Annotated in this window: 13 protein-coding genes; 1 reads left to right on the top strand and 12 read right to left on the bottom strand. The window is 42.4% G+C overall.

The window, feature by feature from the left end:
* Positions 1 to 53 precede the first annotated feature (53 nt).
* The 10 genes from ACTWPM_RS12910 to ACTWPM_RS12865 all read right to left on the bottom strand — a co-directional run bounded on the left by ACTWPM_RS12910 (position 54) and on the right by ACTWPM_RS12865 (position 12,221).
* Positions 54 to 653 carry a hypothetical protein gene (locus ACTWPM_RS12910; RefSeq protein ID WP_443133441.1) on the bottom strand — a complete coding sequence of 200 codons (600 nt, stop codon included), beginning with the start codon at positions 651 to 653 and terminating at the stop codon, positions 54 to 56.
* 9 nt (positions 654 to 662) lie between these two features.
* Entirely contained in the window at positions 663 to 1,862 is a 1,200-nt protein-coding gene (locus ACTWPM_RS12905; RefSeq protein WP_443133440.1) for an Alp7A family actin-like protein, read from the bottom strand.
* A gap of 437 nt (positions 1,863 to 2,299) precedes the next feature.
* Positions 2,300 to 3,271 carry a S8 family peptidase gene (locus ACTWPM_RS12900; protein WP_443133439.1) on the bottom strand — a complete coding sequence of 324 codons (972 nt, stop codon included), beginning with the start codon at positions 3,269 to 3,271 and terminating at the stop codon, positions 2,300 to 2,302.
* Between the two features lie 861 nt (positions 3,272 to 4,132).
* On the bottom strand, positions 4,133 to 5,602 hold the full coding sequence (locus tag ACTWPM_RS12895) for a murein hydrolase activator EnvC family protein (protein ID WP_443133438.1): 1,470 nt from the start codon (positions 5,600 to 5,602) through the stop codon (positions 4,133 to 4,135).
* Positions 5,603 to 5,639: 37 nt separating this feature from the next.
* Entirely contained in the window at positions 5,640 to 6,533 is an 894-nt protein-coding gene (gene ftsX, locus ACTWPM_RS12890; protein ID WP_443133437.1) for a permease-like cell division protein FtsX, read from the bottom strand.
* A gap of 1,320 nt (positions 6,534 to 7,853) precedes the next feature.
* Positions 7,854 to 8,135 (bottom strand): hypothetical protein, encoded by a 282-nt coding sequence (locus ACTWPM_RS12885; RefSeq protein WP_443133436.1) that lies wholly within the window; start codon positions 8,133 to 8,135, stop codon positions 7,854 to 7,856.
* Positions 8,136 to 8,194: 59 nt separating this feature from the next.
* Positions 8,195 to 8,905: an aspartate/glutamate racemase family protein gene (locus ACTWPM_RS12880; protein ID WP_443133435.1), complete on the bottom strand. Its 711-nt coding sequence runs from the start codon at positions 8,903 to 8,905 to the stop codon at positions 8,195 to 8,197.
* A 41-nt stretch (positions 8,906 to 8,946) separates the two neighbouring features.
* Positions 8,947 to 10,494: a Mur ligase family protein gene (locus tag ACTWPM_RS12875; protein ID WP_443133434.1), complete on the bottom strand. Its 1,548-nt coding sequence runs from the start codon at positions 10,492 to 10,494 to the stop codon at positions 8,947 to 8,949.
* Positions 10,495 to 10,587: 93 nt separating this feature from the next.
* On the bottom strand, positions 10,588 to 11,775 hold the full coding sequence (locus ACTWPM_RS12870; protein WP_443133433.1) for a carboxylate--amine ligase: 1,188 nt from the start codon (positions 11,773 to 11,775) through the stop codon (positions 10,588 to 10,590).
* 284 nt (positions 11,776 to 12,059) lie between these two features.
* Positions 12,060 to 12,221, bottom strand: a complete 162-nt coding sequence (locus tag ACTWPM_RS12865) for a hypothetical protein (protein ID WP_443133432.1) — start codon at positions 12,219 to 12,221, stop codon at positions 12,060 to 12,062.
* Between the two features lie 256 nt (positions 12,222 to 12,477).
* On the opposite strand from ACTWPM_RS12865, the gene ACTWPM_RS12860 reads away from it, so the two are divergent.
* Entirely contained in the window at positions 12,478 to 13,113 is a 636-nt protein-coding gene (locus ACTWPM_RS12860; protein WP_443133431.1) for a GrpB family protein, read from the top strand.
* Between the two features lie 38 nt (positions 13,114 to 13,151).
* Here ACTWPM_RS12860 and ACTWPM_RS12855 read toward each other — a convergent pair whose 3' ends face one another.
* Entirely contained in the window at positions 13,152 to 14,510 is a 1,359-nt protein-coding gene (locus ACTWPM_RS12855) for a dipeptidase (protein ID WP_443133430.1), read from the bottom strand.
* Positions 14,511 to 14,805: 295 nt separating this feature from the next.
* Complete coding sequence (locus ACTWPM_RS12850; protein ID WP_443133429.1) at positions 14,806 to 16,854, bottom strand: catalase; 2,049 nt, start codon at positions 16,852 to 16,854, stop codon at positions 14,806 to 14,808.
* Between the last annotated feature and the right edge of the window lie 515 nt (positions 16,855 to 17,369).

The raw sequence follows: 17,369 nt of genomic DNA, 5'->3' as shown, positions 1-17,369 counted from the left end.
ATTTCAATTTCAATTAAAAATACCCCCTGCCACAGCGTGGCAGAGGGTATGGGCTAATCATTCATTCGGGAAAGAAAGTCTCCCAGCAGATCATCATCTTCTTCATCTTCTGTTGTTTCCTCGTCCTGTGAGTGGATCTCCCCTTGCAAAGTATCAAGATTCAGACCATCCAGTTCATCATCTATACTCTTCCATTCTGTTTCCGAATCAGCAAGTGATTCCTCTTCAGCATGGGCTTGAGTATAATCTCCTGACGAAGCTTCAGAAGCCGCTGTTTCTTCTTGCAAATAAAGGGCTTCATCTATATCAAATGCATTGCTGTTGAGCGAAGCCAACAGAGTGGTAGCACGCACGGGATCCATCATCAGCTGGTACAGGATACTCCCTATAAGAGCCTCCGAATGTTCGTGCTTAATCCAGTTTCTCTGCTCTTTATTTAAAGCCTTAGGCAGCGGGATGGTAACCGTTTCCTTATTCTTAGCGTAAGTTTGGCTCACTCCATCCAGGACGAATTGTGCAATCCTGCTTGAAAAATTTCGCCTTTCTGTCTCCTTCAACTCTGAGAGCTGTCTCAACAAATGATCAGGAGTATCCGAGGGGATCCTAAACGTAATCGATTGTCCCCTCTCTATCTTTTTCTTTGATTGACTCATAACATCACCTTATTTAGATGAGCCGGTTTTTTGTTCTACTTTTTTACCTTGTTCTTGGTTTTTACCATGGGTTTTTTTCTCGTTTTTACGGATGAAATCAGAAATTAATTTGTAATAGGCATTTGCCATCATCCAAATGCTTTCTTCTTCATCTTCAAAGAATTCAATATTGAAACCATCAAGCTTGTTGTTTAGGGACTTGATGTAATCCTTCAGAACTGCGGAGCCTCCGCCCACAAAGTAACAGATCTCTGATTGGGAGTTTCTCTGCCACACATTTCTTAGGAAACGATACTGCTTCTTAGCAAGTTCAAGAAGAATACGATCCGTAATATCGTGTACGTTGGTACGGCTTCCTTTAACCATGATGTGATGACGGTCATTTTTTCTGGTAATGATATCCACAACATCCCGGCGGCTGTCCAATTCAACTCCATGCTTTCTAAGGATCTCTTCACGGATCATTTCTAATGATTCAGCTACGCCCAGGTTGAAGCCCTGCGCTTTATCGTCGTCAACGTTACGATTTTTAATAACGGCGATATCTGTAGAAAGACCACCAATATCCTGGATTAGAATTTGTTTGTCGATCAATTCTTTGTTAATGATATTCAAATCATTATCCATTACTAGGTTAACGTAAGCTGCAAAACCTTCCGGATATACTTTAACCTCATCAAACTTAAGATTTACTTTCATTCCCTGATATTTTGGAGTGACCAGGAATTCGATTTGGTGAACAGACCCAAGAAGAGAAGAACGGTAACCTACATCCTTACCTTCTTTCACTTCACGAAGCGGCAATCCTGTTCCTAATGTGTAGTTAGCTTCTACAACATTATTTTTCGCTGATTGAGCATTCTTTTCTCTCACAGCATCTAAAGCAAGTGACGCAAAAAGCATAATTAGCGTCTGGTCTTCCTCAGATTTATAGCTGCCTGGATCCAGTTCTGTAGAGTTAGTAGTTTTCGTAGCCAGATTCCCCACACGATAGATTGCATTATTCTCTCTTAAGGCTGGAGAATGCACTCGAATATGTAGATTATCGAGTGGATCTTTTTCATCCAAGTCCTCTATACCGATAACAGGACGATCCTCTAAGTCTCTAGCGACCACGTTAGGAATATATAAGGATGAATCTAGTTTTCCAAAGTTTGCTTTAACCGCATCATTACCAACATCCACAGCTGCAATTCTTGAGTTTGTCATTAATCAGCTCTCCTTTTAATTACTATAATTTACCTTGCCCTTCTATTAATCTATTAGACTCTGCCGGAATAGTCAATGTGCCTTTCGGAGTATTCAATCATGTGTACATGTGTGCTTTTAGTGTACACATGTTTACGTTTAACGTTTGCATGTATTCAAACTTGTGTACATGCTGTTATACCAGTATGTGTACGCTTTTGTAATCTTGCAATCATTTACGTGTGCACTTGTCTTACAAATTGTGTACTTGAAAACATTTATGTGTACATTAGCAGATGTGCAGTAATTAGACATAATATTACACAAAAACACGGACTTAGTTTTGAGTGCGAATTCAAAATGTCGGGCTAAGCTGGAGAAGGTGAAGAAATCATAAAAAAATACCTGTCAGAAAAATGATTTCTAACAGGTATTTCTATAAAAGATGGAGGATTTTTTTAATTTATAGCGGTAGTGTAGGTAGAAAAAAGTTCTTCTAATTTATCTGTAAGAGAGAGCATTAATAATCCATTACCTTCAGCAGCTTTGGAGTAACCGAGAGGTAGAGTCCGTTTGATTAACTGCGAAAATATTTCCGGCTCGGACATGGATCGTTGGAATTGAGCTTCTACAAGAGGAATAATGAGGGCTAAACCACCGGCCACATGAGGTGTAGCCATGGAAGTGCCAGAGAGACGAGCGTATTTTCCTCCTATATAGGTAGAGAGAACATCAACTCCCGGGGCTACCAGATCAATCTCATCATTGGTGTTAGTAAAGTCAGTGATTGCCCTCTGATTATCAATAGCGCCGACTTGTATAACTTCATTGTAGCAACCGGGATAGGCATATTCATAAGTATTCTCACGTCCATCTCCCTCATTACCTGCGGCGCATACGACAGAAATATCCTGATTAACAGCTTTTTGGACAACCTGATGCATTTCTTTAGCATCATCAGGGCCGCCAAGGGACATAGAAATGACTCTAACACGTTCACCTTGAGGTCCTTCCCAGTTAATTGCGTATTCAATAGCATTTATAATCCAATCGTACTGTCCACTCCCCTCTCCAGACAGTACTTTAAGAATTAATAAATCAGCCTGAGGTGCCACACCTATTACACCCTTTTGGTTATCTATGGCTGCGATTGTCCCGGCTACATGAGTGCCGTGGCCGTTATTGTCATCGTAATTCGTCTCATCACCTTCATAGTCATCTGTAAAGTTATAACCACCTAGAATGCGATTCTCCAGATCCGGGTGGTCCTTTTGACAGCCGGTGTCGATGACAGCTATGACGCTCCCTTTTCCCTGACTGGTTCTTTCCCATAAACTCTCTGCCTCTACCAGCTTCACACCTTTAGGAAACTCTTCTGCTTCCTGCAGGATCTGTTCGGTACGGTATGGAATTAACTTCATTTCACTCATTTAACTTCCTCCCCTACTTGAGTTATACAAGAGCAAATTTATAGAATGCTGAATCATGATGATAGGTAAAGCTTTCCACTATTATATCATTTTTTGGAAGTATCTGAATATATTGACATCATATAGTCTAATAGTAGGCATGGTTAAAAAAGCAGGTGGCTGTTAGGACAGCCATCCTGCTTTCTTCAGTGTCTCTTCCGCTAGCAAGGGGAACGCGAGCAGAGAAAACACCTTTATGAACTGAGGAGTAGGTCTGTGATCAATATGAGTTAATAGATGATGGTCATGAGCTAAAACCATCTCCTAGGAGTCGTTTTATCTTTACAATGGACCTTTGAGGTTACGCAGGGGGAAGAGAGACTAAATAAAGTAAACTCGGATATTATGGCACTCAGAAAATGAAAACATACAATGAATTTTTTAGACTTACGGATAACACAGCAAAACTATAACCACTATATTACAAACTATCTAAATTAAGTCTATAAAAATTTCTATGCATTATAATATTAAAATTTCCATAAAAGGGTACTTATATATAGATCACGCGAAGCGGAGGGAAAAATATGTACAAAAAACAATGCCCACGCTGTAACCGTCCCTCATATAGCAGTAGCGAAGGCACCTGGATGTGCCCCATATGTCAGGAAGACTTAACTTCTTTTGCAGTCCTCCCCATTCATAGCACAAAATCAAAATCCGCAGTCGTTAGTATATATTACCAGACCATGAACGGGGCTCCATTCCGGGAAATTTAACCTTTAGATTAGAGTTCGTACTCCAGTGAATCAATTCAGTCGAATAGTTACAAAAAGGGGTTGCACCATTGGGTGCAACCCCTTTTTGCTATAGTTATAGAATCTATGGCAGGAAACGGCGTGGATCCACTGAATTGGAACGGCTTGGGTTCCACGAACCGATATGAATCTCAAAGTGTAGATGCTGTCCTGTGGAGTTCCCTGTGCTTCCCATATTACCCAGGAAATCGCCTTGCGATACAGACTCACCTGCTGACACGGCAGGAGAGGATCTCAGGTGTGCATATACAGTCGTGTACGTCTTGCCATCGATACGGTGAGTAATAAATACATTATTCCCGTAGCTGGATGAATAACCGGCACGTATGACCGTTCCATCAGCTGACGCCCTTATAGGTACAGTTCCGCTTTTCGCTAGATCAATACCCGAGTGCAGGCGATTTTCGTTATGAATCGGATGGAACCTCATTCCGTATTCAGAGGTTGTGCCGGCGGATGCAGGCCAGGCGAACTTGGAACTGCTGCCTGAAGAGCTGGAGGTTGCTTTTTTGTCTTCTTCAGCTTCCTCTTCTGCTTTTTGCTCCTCTTCTTCGGCTTTTCGTTCAGCTTCTTCTGCTTCTTCAGCTGCTTGCTCATCGGCACGATCCTCGGCAGCTTTTCTCGCGGCTTCCTCAGCTTCTTTTCTTGCTTTTTCAGCTGCGGCTTTTCTTGCTGCCTCTTTACGTGCTTTTTCTTCCGCCGCTTTTTGTTCGGCTTCTTCGGCTGCCTTCTCGGCACGTTCGATTTCTTTCTTAATTGCTTCTTCCTGTGCGGCAAGTGTTTCGTTCTCTTCTTCTAAGTCCATCACATGATTATGAAGTTCTTCTTCTTCCAGTTCAAGCGACTTCATCAGCTCATTTTTATCTTCCATCTGGCTGTCGAGGTCACTTTTTAAGGATTCCAGTTCGGATAGTTTTTCTTCAAGAGAGGTTAATTCCTTTTCTACCTCTGCTTTTTTGCTTTCTACAGCTTCTTTATCAGCTTTATGCTGTTCAAGAATTTCTCTGTCCTGTTCAGCAATGGTATTTAAGCTCATGATTCTCTCGAGGAAGTTACCGAAGCTTTCTGCTCCCATAAGTACATCTAAGTAATCAATGGCTCCTCCATTCTGATACATGGACTTCACTCGGTCTTTTAGAAGCTCGTCCCTTTCAGCGATCCGCTTCTCCAGTTCAGCAATATCTTCTTTCAGCTGTTCAATATTTTCTCTGGTTTGTTCTACTTCTTCTTCTTTTTTATTAATATTCTCAGTCGTCTCCATCATTTGCTTATCCAGACGTTCAATTTCCTGATTCACTTGCTCCTGATTTTCTTTGATCTCGTCGATTTTTTTCTGCTTTTGTTGTTTCTCAGTTTCATTGTTTGATTGACTGTTTTTGTTTTCTTCTAATTGGTCCTGGTTTTCTTCGATTTGTTCTTTATTTTTTTCTATTTGGTCTTCATAAGATTCTGCGAAAACTGGACTTGCGCAGGACGATAAACCGGCAAGTACAAGCGTGACGGTCAGGAGTGCAACTGTAAACTTAAACTTCAATCCCTCTTCCTCCCCAAACACATATATATTTTTTTTATTAGACTTTCAGGTATTTTCTAATAGACGTAAAGCTTCCCCACAGTCCGATAATGACACCCATTAAAATAAGGAGGATGGATACTTCCCACACAAACGGGTAAACAGGAAGTAATTCGACAAATAAAGTCGGATATCGGGCCGTAACCTCCTGAAAAAGGTACCTGTATCCAAAGACTACAACAGCAATTGGAATAGCCGCTCCTAACATACCAATTAAGATGCCCTCTACGAGAAATGGCCAGCGGATAAACCAGTTGGTTGCTCCTACCATTTTCATAATTCCGATTTCTTTTTTACGTGCCACAATGGTAATACGGATGGTATTTGCAATGAGGAACATAGCCGTGAACAGCAGACCGGCAATGATAGCGATTCCGATATTACGAGCTATATCCATGACATTAAAAAGCCGTTGAACGGTTTCTTTGGCATATTCCACCTTCTCAACGTTTTCGAAATTTTTAATAGACTGAGCTACTTGAATGGTATCTTCAGGTTTTTCTGTTTTTACAATGTACACATCATTTAAGGGATTCTCATCTTTAAGGGATTCGAATACTTCTCCCTCTTCTCCAAGACTGTCGATTAACTTCTCCAGTCCTTCTTCCTTGGATTGAAAGGTAACGGTGTCTACTTCGGGGATGTTTTGTAATTTATCCTTCAGTTCATTTTGACCAGGCTCTTCAAGTGTTAAGTCCATGAAGACACGTACTTCTACGTTTTCTTCGATTTGAGAGCCGATATGGTTCAAATTAAGGAGTAATGCAGCGAAGACTCCAACCAGCAGCAGAGTAACCGTTACAGCTGATATAGAAGCTAAGGACATCCAGCGGTTTCTCGTAATATTCTTTACGCCTTCTTTACCATGTCGTCCAAATGTCTTAAGTTTCATCTTTGATGCCACCTCTTACTTCCGAATTGCCGATTCTCTCTCTATCTTTAAATCGGATAGCTTCCAGGACACCGAAAGATAAACCAGTGCAATGATGCTTATCGAACAATTTATATCACTTCCTGCTATCCAAACTTGTTGTATATCTTTGATGTCAGAAGTATGTAGTTTATATTTCGCTTCTTTTACCTCTCTAATTATAACAAACAAGTTCGATAAAAAAAGACAAATTATTATTACATTTGTGTTTCATGCTTTTACACGAACGTGACAAAATCAGGGGATATATGGTGATGTATCCAACTTTTTGTCGAACGACATATGTATATACACAAAGGATTCATAATATCTCAAAAGTATCTATAATTGCTCTCTTTTTTATAGAAATGTCCCGGTTATGAAAGGCCAATTTCGCTGGTTTCGGATGGAAGATAAAGAGGATGGTAAATGGCTCCCTTTTTACCACCCTTGCGTCGCGTCGTACAGGGTCACGGAAGGAGGAAAACTTCCGCAGGATCTTAACCGCAATACAATATCTAAATAACGACTTCAACCATCTCTACCAAGCGTTGAATACACTTCTTTTTAATATTAGGTAAAGTTTATTATTGATTTTTCATAAGAGGCTTATTACGCAATAGGCCGTTTACTGTAAGACTCAGTTTCGAGATAAGTTGGGGCCGTTACGATATGAGGAGCGGGCTGGTGGGGAAATAACTCGCTTTCCTATGGGGGAACGGGGAGACTCCTCGCTCGTATCACTCCCTGCGGGATCTCACCTAGTTCCTTCTCCCATGGGAGTCTCGCCATTTCCCCACCATCCCAACTTTATTAGGGAGAACGGACCCCTCGGGAAGAGAGTATATTTCCTTCCTTATCCTGACTGAAATGCTTATATAACAGGCTACCCTGAAAAAGGATATATACGCCCATGTTGTTATTTCTTCCAAGCGGATGAAAGATAAAACTGTTTCGAGTTTCTCATTCGGCCAGGTCCGGACGGGAACGGGGAGACTCCTGTGGGATAAACATGATCGGTGAGACCCCGCAGAGCTTGCTCGAGGAGGCTCAGCACAGAAGAGGAGGTTCGACTAAGAACGCCACGTCGTGTGGCAACGTCGAACGACCCCGCGTCGTGCAGGGCCGGAAAGCGAGTCGTTCCCCGCAGGACCTAACTCTCTCACTAGATATCTCGAAACTGAGTCTTCCACAAACGGGAGCTTGTCCTTAAAATCAACACGGAAGTTTAACTGAGCTTTTAAAAGAACAAAAAAGACAACTCCTTTGGAATTGTCTTCAGGGAATGTATGAAGTTAATGATTACTCTTTCAATTGCTTTAGAACTTCAAGTTCACGTTTCAACCGGGTATTCTCATGTCGAATTGCTTCCACATTTTCCGATTGGCCTTCCACCGGCAAAAGGTTGATCTCATACCAGGCTTTACTCTGAACATCGTTTACTTCACTCGTTTGTTTGATGAGAGCTGTCGGATACATCGTCCTTACCACATCAATTTCTTTCTGAGATAGCCGCAGCTCTCTAAAATAAACACCTTCACTAAAGGATTCTGACAAAAACTTTTTAAAGTCATGGACTGCCATGGGCTTCGCTCCTTTATATATTGGTCTTTAAAAAACGAGTTTTCCCACCATTCACCGGCTTAAGATTGTTGATATACAGATTCTTTTACAACGACATTAGCTACTACTTCCATCGGATCCACGAGCGGTACAGGAAGGTGATAAGGTCTCAGTACCAGACCAATCTCCGTACACCCGGATATGATTAATTGGGCGCCGTTATCCAGAAGTTCCTGAGAAGCGTCTTTCAGAAGCTGGAGCGGCTCTCCATCCGTATTCCCACTCTTTATGCCATTTTCACCATAAATGGACTTCATGACCTTTTCATTTTGCGTCATGGGCGTTGGATATACAATATCCAGGTGATCAAGATACTTTTCAAAAAGACCGGTTTCTAATGTGCCCGTCGTAGCAAGAACTCCAATTTTAGAAATATCCGGATAGAAATTGCGAATAAACTTTTTCAACTCTAAAAAGGCATTCAGTAATGGATACGAAACCTCTTTTTGTACTTCTTCTATGAAATAATGGGCGGTCATACACGGAATACAGGCTACCTCAACGTCCAGCTTTTCTAAATTCTTAGCTGCGTGGATCATTTCGGGTACCGGGTTCTCGCCTCTTCCGGAAATGGCTTCTGTGCGGTCAGGGATCTTTGCATTGCTGTCGATAATGACGCGGAAATGTTCCTGATCCTTTCTGGCACTGGTTGCTCGGATGATTTTCAGATAACATTCAGCCGTGGCCTCAGGCCCCATGCCTCCAAGTATACCGATTAGTTTGTCGTTCATGAAATGCCTCCTTGCGTAAGACCCGAACCTTCCTTTGATGACTATAAGATTCCTGCCACTCTGTTTTTCAGCGGCTTGAATAATTCTTCTTCATCTATTTCTGGTCTCGCTTTGTTTAGTTGCTCAAGCGCGATTTTTGCTCCTGGGTCCATGCCCTGACATCCAGCTAAGAGTACGACATCGTCTGTTCCTACTTCTGATAAAGCGTGGCGGACAGCGTCGTCCAATTCTTTATATAAATGCACCTGGATACCTGCATCATTCATCATTTCCTGGAAGACCCGCAGTTCCTCGTTGGTGACCTGGTCTTTTTCTGTGACATGGGACTCGCTGAGTGTCGCGATTACTTCCTTAATTCCGAGCTTTGGAGCCCATTCCACAATCGCTTTTGCATTCTCACGGTTTACCGTTACACCACGGCTGCCGCGGATCGCATAAACGAGCTTCAATTGGTTATACTCCATCTGCTGCAATGTGCTTAAGGTAACGTTAATATTGCCGTAGTTAGCAAAATGGTCATCTAAAATTTTAAAGTCATCTTCAAATACCATTTCAAAACGGCGTTCCACGCCTCCAAAGGACTTCAGCCCTTTTTGAATCGTTGGAATCGGTACCTCACTCAGTAATCCTGCTGCAATAGCCACCATTGAGTTATAAACGGAATGATAACCCGGAGTGGATAATTCAATATCAAATTCCTGAGGCTCAATTGATGCCTCTCCTATATATATCGGCTTTCTGATTTCAACTGTAAATTTCGCACGCCCGGTGGATAGGTCAAGGTTCTTACAAATAAGATCCCCATCACCCGTTTCCACACTAAGCGTGAGCAATTGTGCTTTCGTTTCATCTACAAGAGAAGCCGAATATGGATCATCCAGGTTCAGGATGGCCCATTTATCAGCGTCAGCTTCTCTGATAAGACTTGCTTTAGCATTAAAGTACTCTTCAAAGGAGCCGTGCAGATCGATATGCTCGCGGCTGATGTTATTCAGCGTTACAATATCGAAATCCACGCTCCCTACCCTTTTTAAATCGAGGGCAGAAGAAGAAACTTCCATCGTTACGTGAGAGACGTCCTGGTCCCTCATTTGAGCAAAATAGTGATGGAGGTCCAGCGATTCCGGTGTCGTCAGTTTCGTCGGCTCGGAATAATCGCCAAATTTTACAACCACTGTGCCTATAAGACCTGTCTTGACTCCATGCTCTTCCAGGATCGCATCAGTCATAAAGGATGTAGACGTTTTCCCATTGGTTGCGGTAATGCCGATCGTCTTCATCGATTGGGACGGGTGATGATAGAATGCGTCGCTTAGCGCCGCAAGCGCCTGTCGGCTGTCCTCTACGCGAAATTGAGGGATGTCATCCCATCCTTCTTGATAATCCTCGACCACAATGGCTGCCGCTCCATTAGATATAGCTTCTAATATATACGCATGCCCATCCGTTTTAAACCCTTTAATACATACAAAAATGTCTCCCTGCTTCACTTTTCTGGAGTTATAAGCCAGTCCATGAATATCCAGCTCCTGCTCATTCCAAGCATCTAAAACTTGAATGGATTTCAGCAATTCATATAGTTTAGCCATTCTAATCTACCTTCCCTGCAATGTTTTAACCTTATCCGATTATTGCGATCCTTTACTTCTATATATGGTTAAGCTTTGACATTTCCGTGTAATTCAACTGGTTTTACGCACTTTTCCGGCTACTAGACCTGCCATTTTCTTTCCGAATGCAAAAGCAGGTTTTGGATCTTTTGCATCCCAAATCGCATGGGCCTTTGGACGAAAATAGGACGCGAGTACCTTTTGGATTGATAGTTGTCCTGTTTTAACGTATTCACGTACAGCAAGTAAATCCTCGTAAGCATACCAGAAGACCAGGTTCATGTCTTTCTCTACAGCTTTTGGCTCCACCGGGTTACCTGTAAGCTCCCTGTATGTAATATAAGGGATGTTGATCCCCGTCTTATATAACAGGCTGTTTAAATTCGTAATGCGTACATTGATTTCAATTAAATAGTATTGTCCGGTTTGTTCATCTTTTTTAAATTCAATTTCTGCGAAACCTTTATATTGGATACCTTCAAGGAATTTCTTCCCGAGCTCGTAAAGCTCTGGGACATATTTCTGCTGAGTATAAACCGAAGCCCCGTAGTTCACAGGGAATTGACGAAGTTTTTGGCAAGTGACCCAGTGTGTAACCTCTGAATCCTGATTCAAGTAGGCGTCGAAGGTGTACATATGGTCATCAAAACCTGGAATAATCCGCTGCACAATCACTTCAATATTTTCTTCTTTAGCCATATTGACCTTTTCCAGAAGCTCTTCTTCTGTAAAGACTTTAAACAGCTTCCTTCTGAACTTGGACACAAAAGCAGGAGAGTCCACCGGTTTAACGAGACACGGAAATTGGATCTTTTCCTCTACTTTTTGTAAAAAGTTCTCTTCATCAATATGAACCGTTTCCGGTACCGCCACCCCGTGCTCAGAGGCCAGCGTATGCAACGTACCTTTGTCCATTATTTTAGTATATAATCCTTGTTCTTTTTGGGGAATAAGGAAATGTTCCCGTAATTCCGGTAAATGCTCGTCAACAAATTCTACGTATGGGTCTGCTGTAGGAATAAGAACAGGCATCCCGCTCTGCTGTTTGGCATAATCAATCAAAAAGGAAAGAAGTCCTTCTGGATCTTTTTTATAATGAGGAGCGATTAACGCTTCCGAGACATACTTGGACTCGAGTCCATAAGCCCCTTCCCACGAATAATCGACTGCCGCTACATGAACATCGTGAATGCCTAAGCAGCGGATTGTACTCAATCCTATATAATAATTCGCACCTAAAACAACCGCTTTATTTTCCATGAATAATCCCCTTTTTTCAAACGTGACATATCATTTATTTCATTAAACTCATTCATAGTTGAGCAAAGCTACTCGCCGAATATCTAAACATATCTATTCTACCATATTATCCAGGCTAACAAAACGAGCAGCCCTTGATTATGGAAGAAGGTCCACTGTTTTCCGGCGATCGCGTTGGAAATATATGTATGACCTGGTCTGGTAATATTTGTAAGTAGAACGTTACTGCTCTCTCATGTAAAAAGCGGCCTTTCCCATTTGGGAGGCCGCTTTTCGTTAAGCATTTATTTATAGGAATGACTGAAATCAATTTCTGACGGGACTTCTTCAGCTTGAGCCGGCTCTTTTTGGATGTTCTTAAAGCGGTTAGCCACTTTATCCACGGCATATAAGACTAAAAACGTAAGAAGGACAGTAAGTGACAGCATATAAAGAGATGTAAGCATAAGCTAATATCCCCTTTCAAATTGTATTTATCAGGATTTATCATCAAATCCTTGTATATAATACCAGAAATCAGGGTCTTGTAAACCTATATTCACAAATTCTTGCACATACATCTTTTTCCTAGAGTATTATCCCTCTTACTTTCATTTTTTTCCTTGATAAACTCCTCTGCTATACTGAAGGTAAGCCTGTGTTAAGTGGGCGTTAACCGCCCCCCCCCCCGATATTACATACATTAATTAAGGAGCGATCCTGATGAGAGAGCCAGTAGGCAAGTGCCAAAACTGTAAAACGTTAATTTATTGTTCAGGTGGATTTTTGGAAGGAGTGGTGAACAAGGACCAGACTCTTTTCTGTTTTTCGTGTGCGAACCTGACTTCCACAGAAAAACCAACGGTCTCTTTAAGTTCTTATCATCCAGAGTGGCCTGCATTATTCAAACGGGAAGAAGAGATGATTCGAGAAGTTCTGGGTGATCATGCTCTTGGAATTGAACACATTGGAAGTACCGCCATCCCCGGGTTACAAGCTAAGCCTATTATTGACATTATGACCGGGATTGAATCTCTGGACTCTTACGATCAATATATACCGAACTTATCAACCATTGGTTATACATACGTCCCTAAGCTAGAACTCGAGGACCGCCGCTTTTTCAAAAAGGAAAAGAAGACTCAGACCTTCCATTTACACCTATGCGAATTTGGAGGCAAGGAATGGGAGGAGAAACTTCTGTTCCGTGATTACTTGCGGCAGCACCCTGAAGAGTTGGAGGAGTATAATTCCCTGAAAAATATACTTGCCGATCGCTACTCTAATGACCGGCCAGCCTACACAGAAAGCAAGGGCCCTTTTATTACATCCATCATTCAAAAAGCTAAGAGAAAATAAAACACCCGGCTCCTGTAAAAAAACCCGGGTGCTGATCGTTATTTATTTCCTAATTCAATAAAATAGTTGAAGACCGTTTCTATCCCTTTTGTGAAGTTCTCTAAATGAAAATGTTCGTTTGGAGCATGAAGGTTTTCAGAAGGAAGCCCGAATCCCATCAGGACAACAGGAGCTTGTAAGACGCTTGCAAACACTTCCACAATAGGGATCGAACCGCCCTCTTTAGGGAAAAGTGGACGAACACCGTAAACTTGCTCGTAAGCATCGGCTGCCATTTGAATATAGGCATCTTTTGAATCAATGGAGACCGGATCTGCCTGAATTAATTGATTCGTTTCTATTCTGGCTCCGGAAGGCTTGTGAGTTTCAAGATGACGCTGAATAGCCTCATATACAGCCTGTGGGTCTTGACTTCCCACCAGGCGGCAGCTGATTTTTGCACTGGCCTGATTTGGCACAATGGTCTTTAAGCCTTCTCCTTGAAAGCCGCCGGTGATTCCGTTGATCTCAAGCGTGGGACGTATTCCCACCCGCTCCTGGAAAGTGAACCCTTCTTCGCCATAAAAAGCGTCCAGTCCAAGCTCTTTTTTTGTTTTTTCACTATTAAATGGAACTTGCGCAACTTCTTCTCTTAACTCCTCAGTAGCTTCAGGAACTCCTTTATAAAAATCTTCTACCGCTATCTTCCCATTATTGTCATGAAGACTGTCCATAAGGGAAACAAGAGCGTGAATAGAATTAGGCACTGCGCCTCCATAGGAGCCGGAGTGTAAATCAGTATTTGCTGTATTCACTTTTACCTCCATAGCAAGAGCACCACGGAGCGATGTGCAAATCGCCGGCTGTCCTTTTTCAATAAAAGTCGTATCACTGATCACAACTGCATCCGCTGCCAGCTTTTCTTCGTGATTTCGAATAAAAGGAGACAAGTTAGGGCTCGCAATCTCTTCTTCTCCCTCGATACAAAATTTCACATTAACCGGCAGTGTGCCGTTCTCTTTCACTAGAAGCTCAAGCGCTTTAATATGAATGAATAATTGGCCCTTATCATCCGTTGCTCCACGGGCATAGATCTTCCCATCCCGAACAACTGGCTCAAATGGGGGAGTTTCCCACAGCTCCAGTGGATCTTCCGGCTGGACATCGTAGTGACCGTAAATAAGGACGGTAGGCTTGTTTTCTGCATGCAGCCAGTCTCCATATACAATGGGATGCCCTTTCGTCTGAATGACCTCTACATTGTCCATACCGGCCTTCTCTAAAGCTTCAGCTACCCAATCTGCCCCTCTGTTTACATCCTCTTTTCGATCAGGTAAGGAAGATATACTGGGAATCTTCAAGAAATCTTTTAACTCTTCTACAAACGAATCTTTATGTAATTCCACTTGCTCTTTCACGATAGAGTTCCTCCTTCTTGTATTCACTTTTAGTATAACGAAAAACTCACCTTAAAAAAGGTGAGTTTGATGAATTAGTAATTTAATTAAATTATAGCAAGGAAATGATAAAGCCAATAACAACGATCAAACCAATAATCATTAGAATCGTACGTAACACGCGACCACCTCTTCACTTTTGGATTATATACAGTACCATTCCTTATTTTGGACAAGTTGAAACGATACATTCTGCTTATTTTTATTATAGTAAAAAAAGACTGACCTTGAGAGGTCAGTCTTTTACATCTAATACTTATAGCACCTGACGATCCCAGTGGCGGTGAGCTGCAACGGCTTCCGTAAATTTGCTTACGAACTCAATTCCGTTTTCTTCTGCCACAACGCCGGATTCATCCAACAACTCATTATCTTTCAATAGTTGGATCCCTTCATGCGTAGCACCGACCGGCTTGAAGTGCGTGAAGGCTTCGTTTAGGTAATAAGATACTTTCTTCCTGAATGCCTTATCCTGCTCGCCGCCTCCTGCAACGTAAACCGCATCAACCAGCACAGGGTCCACTGTGGTGAAAGTGTGATCAACGGTAAGCTCAGTGCCATCTGTGCCCTTCAGAGTACCCTGATGGCTGCTGATAACAACTGGCGAAATACCTTTATCGGCCAATCCTTCTAGGACGTTCGTCACCTCTGTGCCGGCAAAGTTGTCAGCTACAATGACACCGACTACGCGAGTGTCCGGTTTGAATACGGTATTTTGCTGACTCAGAGCTGGAGAGGATTTGGTTACATCGGATCCGCCATGTTCTGGTGGAGTGAGACCGATGTTTTTGGCAACTCCTTGAACAAGATCAAGGCTGACATTAGAGAACATTTCAATCACTTGCTTTCTTACTGAATCACTTTCAAGTTTACCCAGCTCGAAACTGAAGGCTTGAATCAAATGATTTTTCTCAGGTTCGCTCATACTGTTCCAGAATAGCGTAGCTTGAGAGAAATGGTCTTTAAAGCTGACACTTCGTGCGCGTATTTTACGCCCTTCTACTTTCTCCTGATAGTGCTCATAACCGCCTTCTTCCGGCGCTGCAGGCTCCGGCGTATTCTGAGCAAGGGAGTTTTTGTGATAGCTGACCTGCCCCGTATTAATCGTCTGACGTCCATATCCATCTCTCTGGTTGTTAAAGAATGGGCAGACTGGACGGTTAATCGGAAGCTCATGGAAGTTTGGCCCTCCAAGGCGGATTAACTGAGTATCCGTATAGGAGAATAAACGACCTTGAAGCAGTGGATCGTTTGTGAAATCAATGCCCGGTACGACATGACCGGGATGGAAAGCCACTTGCTCTGTCTCAGCAAAGACGTTATCCACATTACGGTTTAATGTTAATTTACCAACGATTTCAACCGGTACATCTTCTTCTGGCCAAATCTTAGTCGGATCCAGTACATCAAATTCGAACTTATCCTCATCTTCTTCTGGGATAATTTGCAGTCCAAGCTCGTATTCCGGATAATCTCCATTTTCTATGGAGCTGTAAAGATCTCCGCGGTGGAAGTCTGCGTCCTTACCAGAAATCTTTTGGGCTTCATCCCATACTAAGGAGTGAGTACCCAGCACCGGTTTCCAATGGAATTTAACGAAATGGGTTTTACCTTCCGCGTTTACCAACCGGAACGTATGTACTCCGAATCCTTCCATCATACGGAAGCTTCTAGGAATGGCACGGTCAGACATCGCCCACATCACCATATGAGCTGATTCCTGGTTATTCGCTACGAAATCCCAGAAAGTATCATGAGCTGATGCCGCCTGAGGCATTTCATTATGAGGTTCAGGTTTCAGTGCATGAACTAAATCAGGGAATTTAATAGCATCCTGAATGAAAAACACAGGTATATTGTTACCAACCAGATCATAGTTTCCTTCTTCAGTATAGAATTTAGTAGCGAAACCGCGAGCATCGCGTACCGTTTCAGAAGAACCGCGATTACCAGCTACTGTAGAAAATCTGGTGAATACAGGGGTTTTCTTAGAGGTATCCGTTAGGAAATCTGCTTTTGTATATTTTTCAAGAGATTTATAAAGTTCAAATTCACCATGGGCAGCGAATCCTCTTGCGTGCACCACACGTTCAGGAATACGCTCATGGTCAAAGTGCGTCATCTTTTCACGGAAGTGGAAATCTTCCATCAATGTCGGACCACGTTCTCCAGCTTTCAGGGAAAACTCGTCCTCTGACATTTTCAGACCCTGGTTTGTGGTAAGGTGCTTACCTGAATCGTCTCTGCGATAGTGCTCCAACTGCTCGTCTTTACTTTGCTTATCTACCTTTTTCTTATCGCTCATTAAGGTTCCTCCTTAAAATGATTATAAAAAAACACTTCTTATAAACTCCATTTAACTAGTACCCCATCATTCATCTGTTAAAACTTTCAAACTGAGATATTTTCTTCAAAAGCTTGAATACATGTAATAGCAGCCTTGTTATTAAAACATTATTCCAGTATCGGGCCGGATTGTGGAAGACTCGATATCGAGATATTGGGTTAGAGTGAAGGTCCTGCGGGATGAACATGATCGGTGAGACCCCGGAGGAGGCTCAGCACATGCCCGCGGAAAGCGAAATAGTCCCCTGAAGGACCTTCCTCATAACCCAGTTGTCTCGAAACTGAGTCTTCAAGTAATGGGAGCTTATATGTAACAAATATGATGTTGATATATTAGATCCTTTTTAAATCGAGTAGGAGGAGGTGACTAACCTCCGTCCTCTCACACCACCGTACGTACGGTTCCGTATACGGCGGTTTCATAAAATTCAACGTGCATTCAATGATTTCAAACCCATACGTTGCCAATAGTGA

Source organism: Halobacillus sp. K22 (assembly GCF_052246795.1).
In the GTDB taxonomy this organism is placed as follows: Bacteria; Bacillota; Bacilli; order Bacillales; family Halobacillaceae; genus Halobacillus.
The sequence above is the reverse complement of the archived record's forward strand: the minus strand, read 5'-3'. Positions and strand labels throughout refer to the sequence as shown.

Excerpts from the sequence above, each read along its gene's own strand:
- ACTWPM_RS12910 (WP_443133441.1), bottom strand. The coding sequence starts at position 653 with ATGAGTCAATCAAAGAAAAAGATAGAGAGGGGACAATCGATTACGTTT.
- ACTWPM_RS12905 (WP_443133440.1), bottom strand. The coding sequence starts at position 1,862 with ATGACAAACTCAAGAATTGCAGCTGTGGATGTTGGTAATGATGCGGTT.
- ACTWPM_RS12900 (WP_443133439.1), bottom strand. The coding sequence starts at position 3,271 with ATGAGTGAAATGAAGTTAATTCCATACCGTACCGAACAGATCCTGCAG.
- ftsX (WP_443133437.1), bottom strand. The coding sequence starts at position 6,533 with ATGAAACTTAAGACATTTGGACGACATGGTAAAGAAGGCGTAAAGAAT.
- ACTWPM_RS12885 (WP_443133436.1), bottom strand. The coding sequence starts at position 8,135 with ATGGCAGTCCATGACTTTAAAAAGTTTTTGTCAGAATCCTTTAGTGAA.
- ACTWPM_RS12880 (WP_443133435.1), bottom strand. The coding sequence starts at position 8,905 with ATGAACGACAAACTAATCGGTATACTTGGAGGCATGGGGCCTGAGGCC.
- ACTWPM_RS12875 (WP_443133434.1), bottom strand. The coding sequence starts at position 10,494 with ATGGCTAAACTATATGAATTGCTGAAATCCATTCAAGTTTTAGATGCT.
- ACTWPM_RS12870 (WP_443133433.1), bottom strand. The coding sequence starts at position 11,775 with ATGGAAAATAAAGCGGTTGTTTTAGGTGCGAATTATTATATAGGATTG.
- ACTWPM_RS12865 (WP_443133432.1), bottom strand. The coding sequence starts at position 12,221 with ATGCTTACATCTCTTTATATGCTGTCACTTACTGTCCTTCTTACGTTT.
- ACTWPM_RS12860 (WP_443133431.1), top strand. The coding sequence starts at position 12,478 with ATGAGAGAGCCAGTAGGCAAGTGCCAAAACTGTAAAACGTTAATTTAT.
- ACTWPM_RS12850 (WP_443133429.1), bottom strand. The coding sequence starts at position 16,854 with ATGAGCGATAAGAAAAAGGTAGATAAGCAAAGTAAAGACGAGCAGTTG.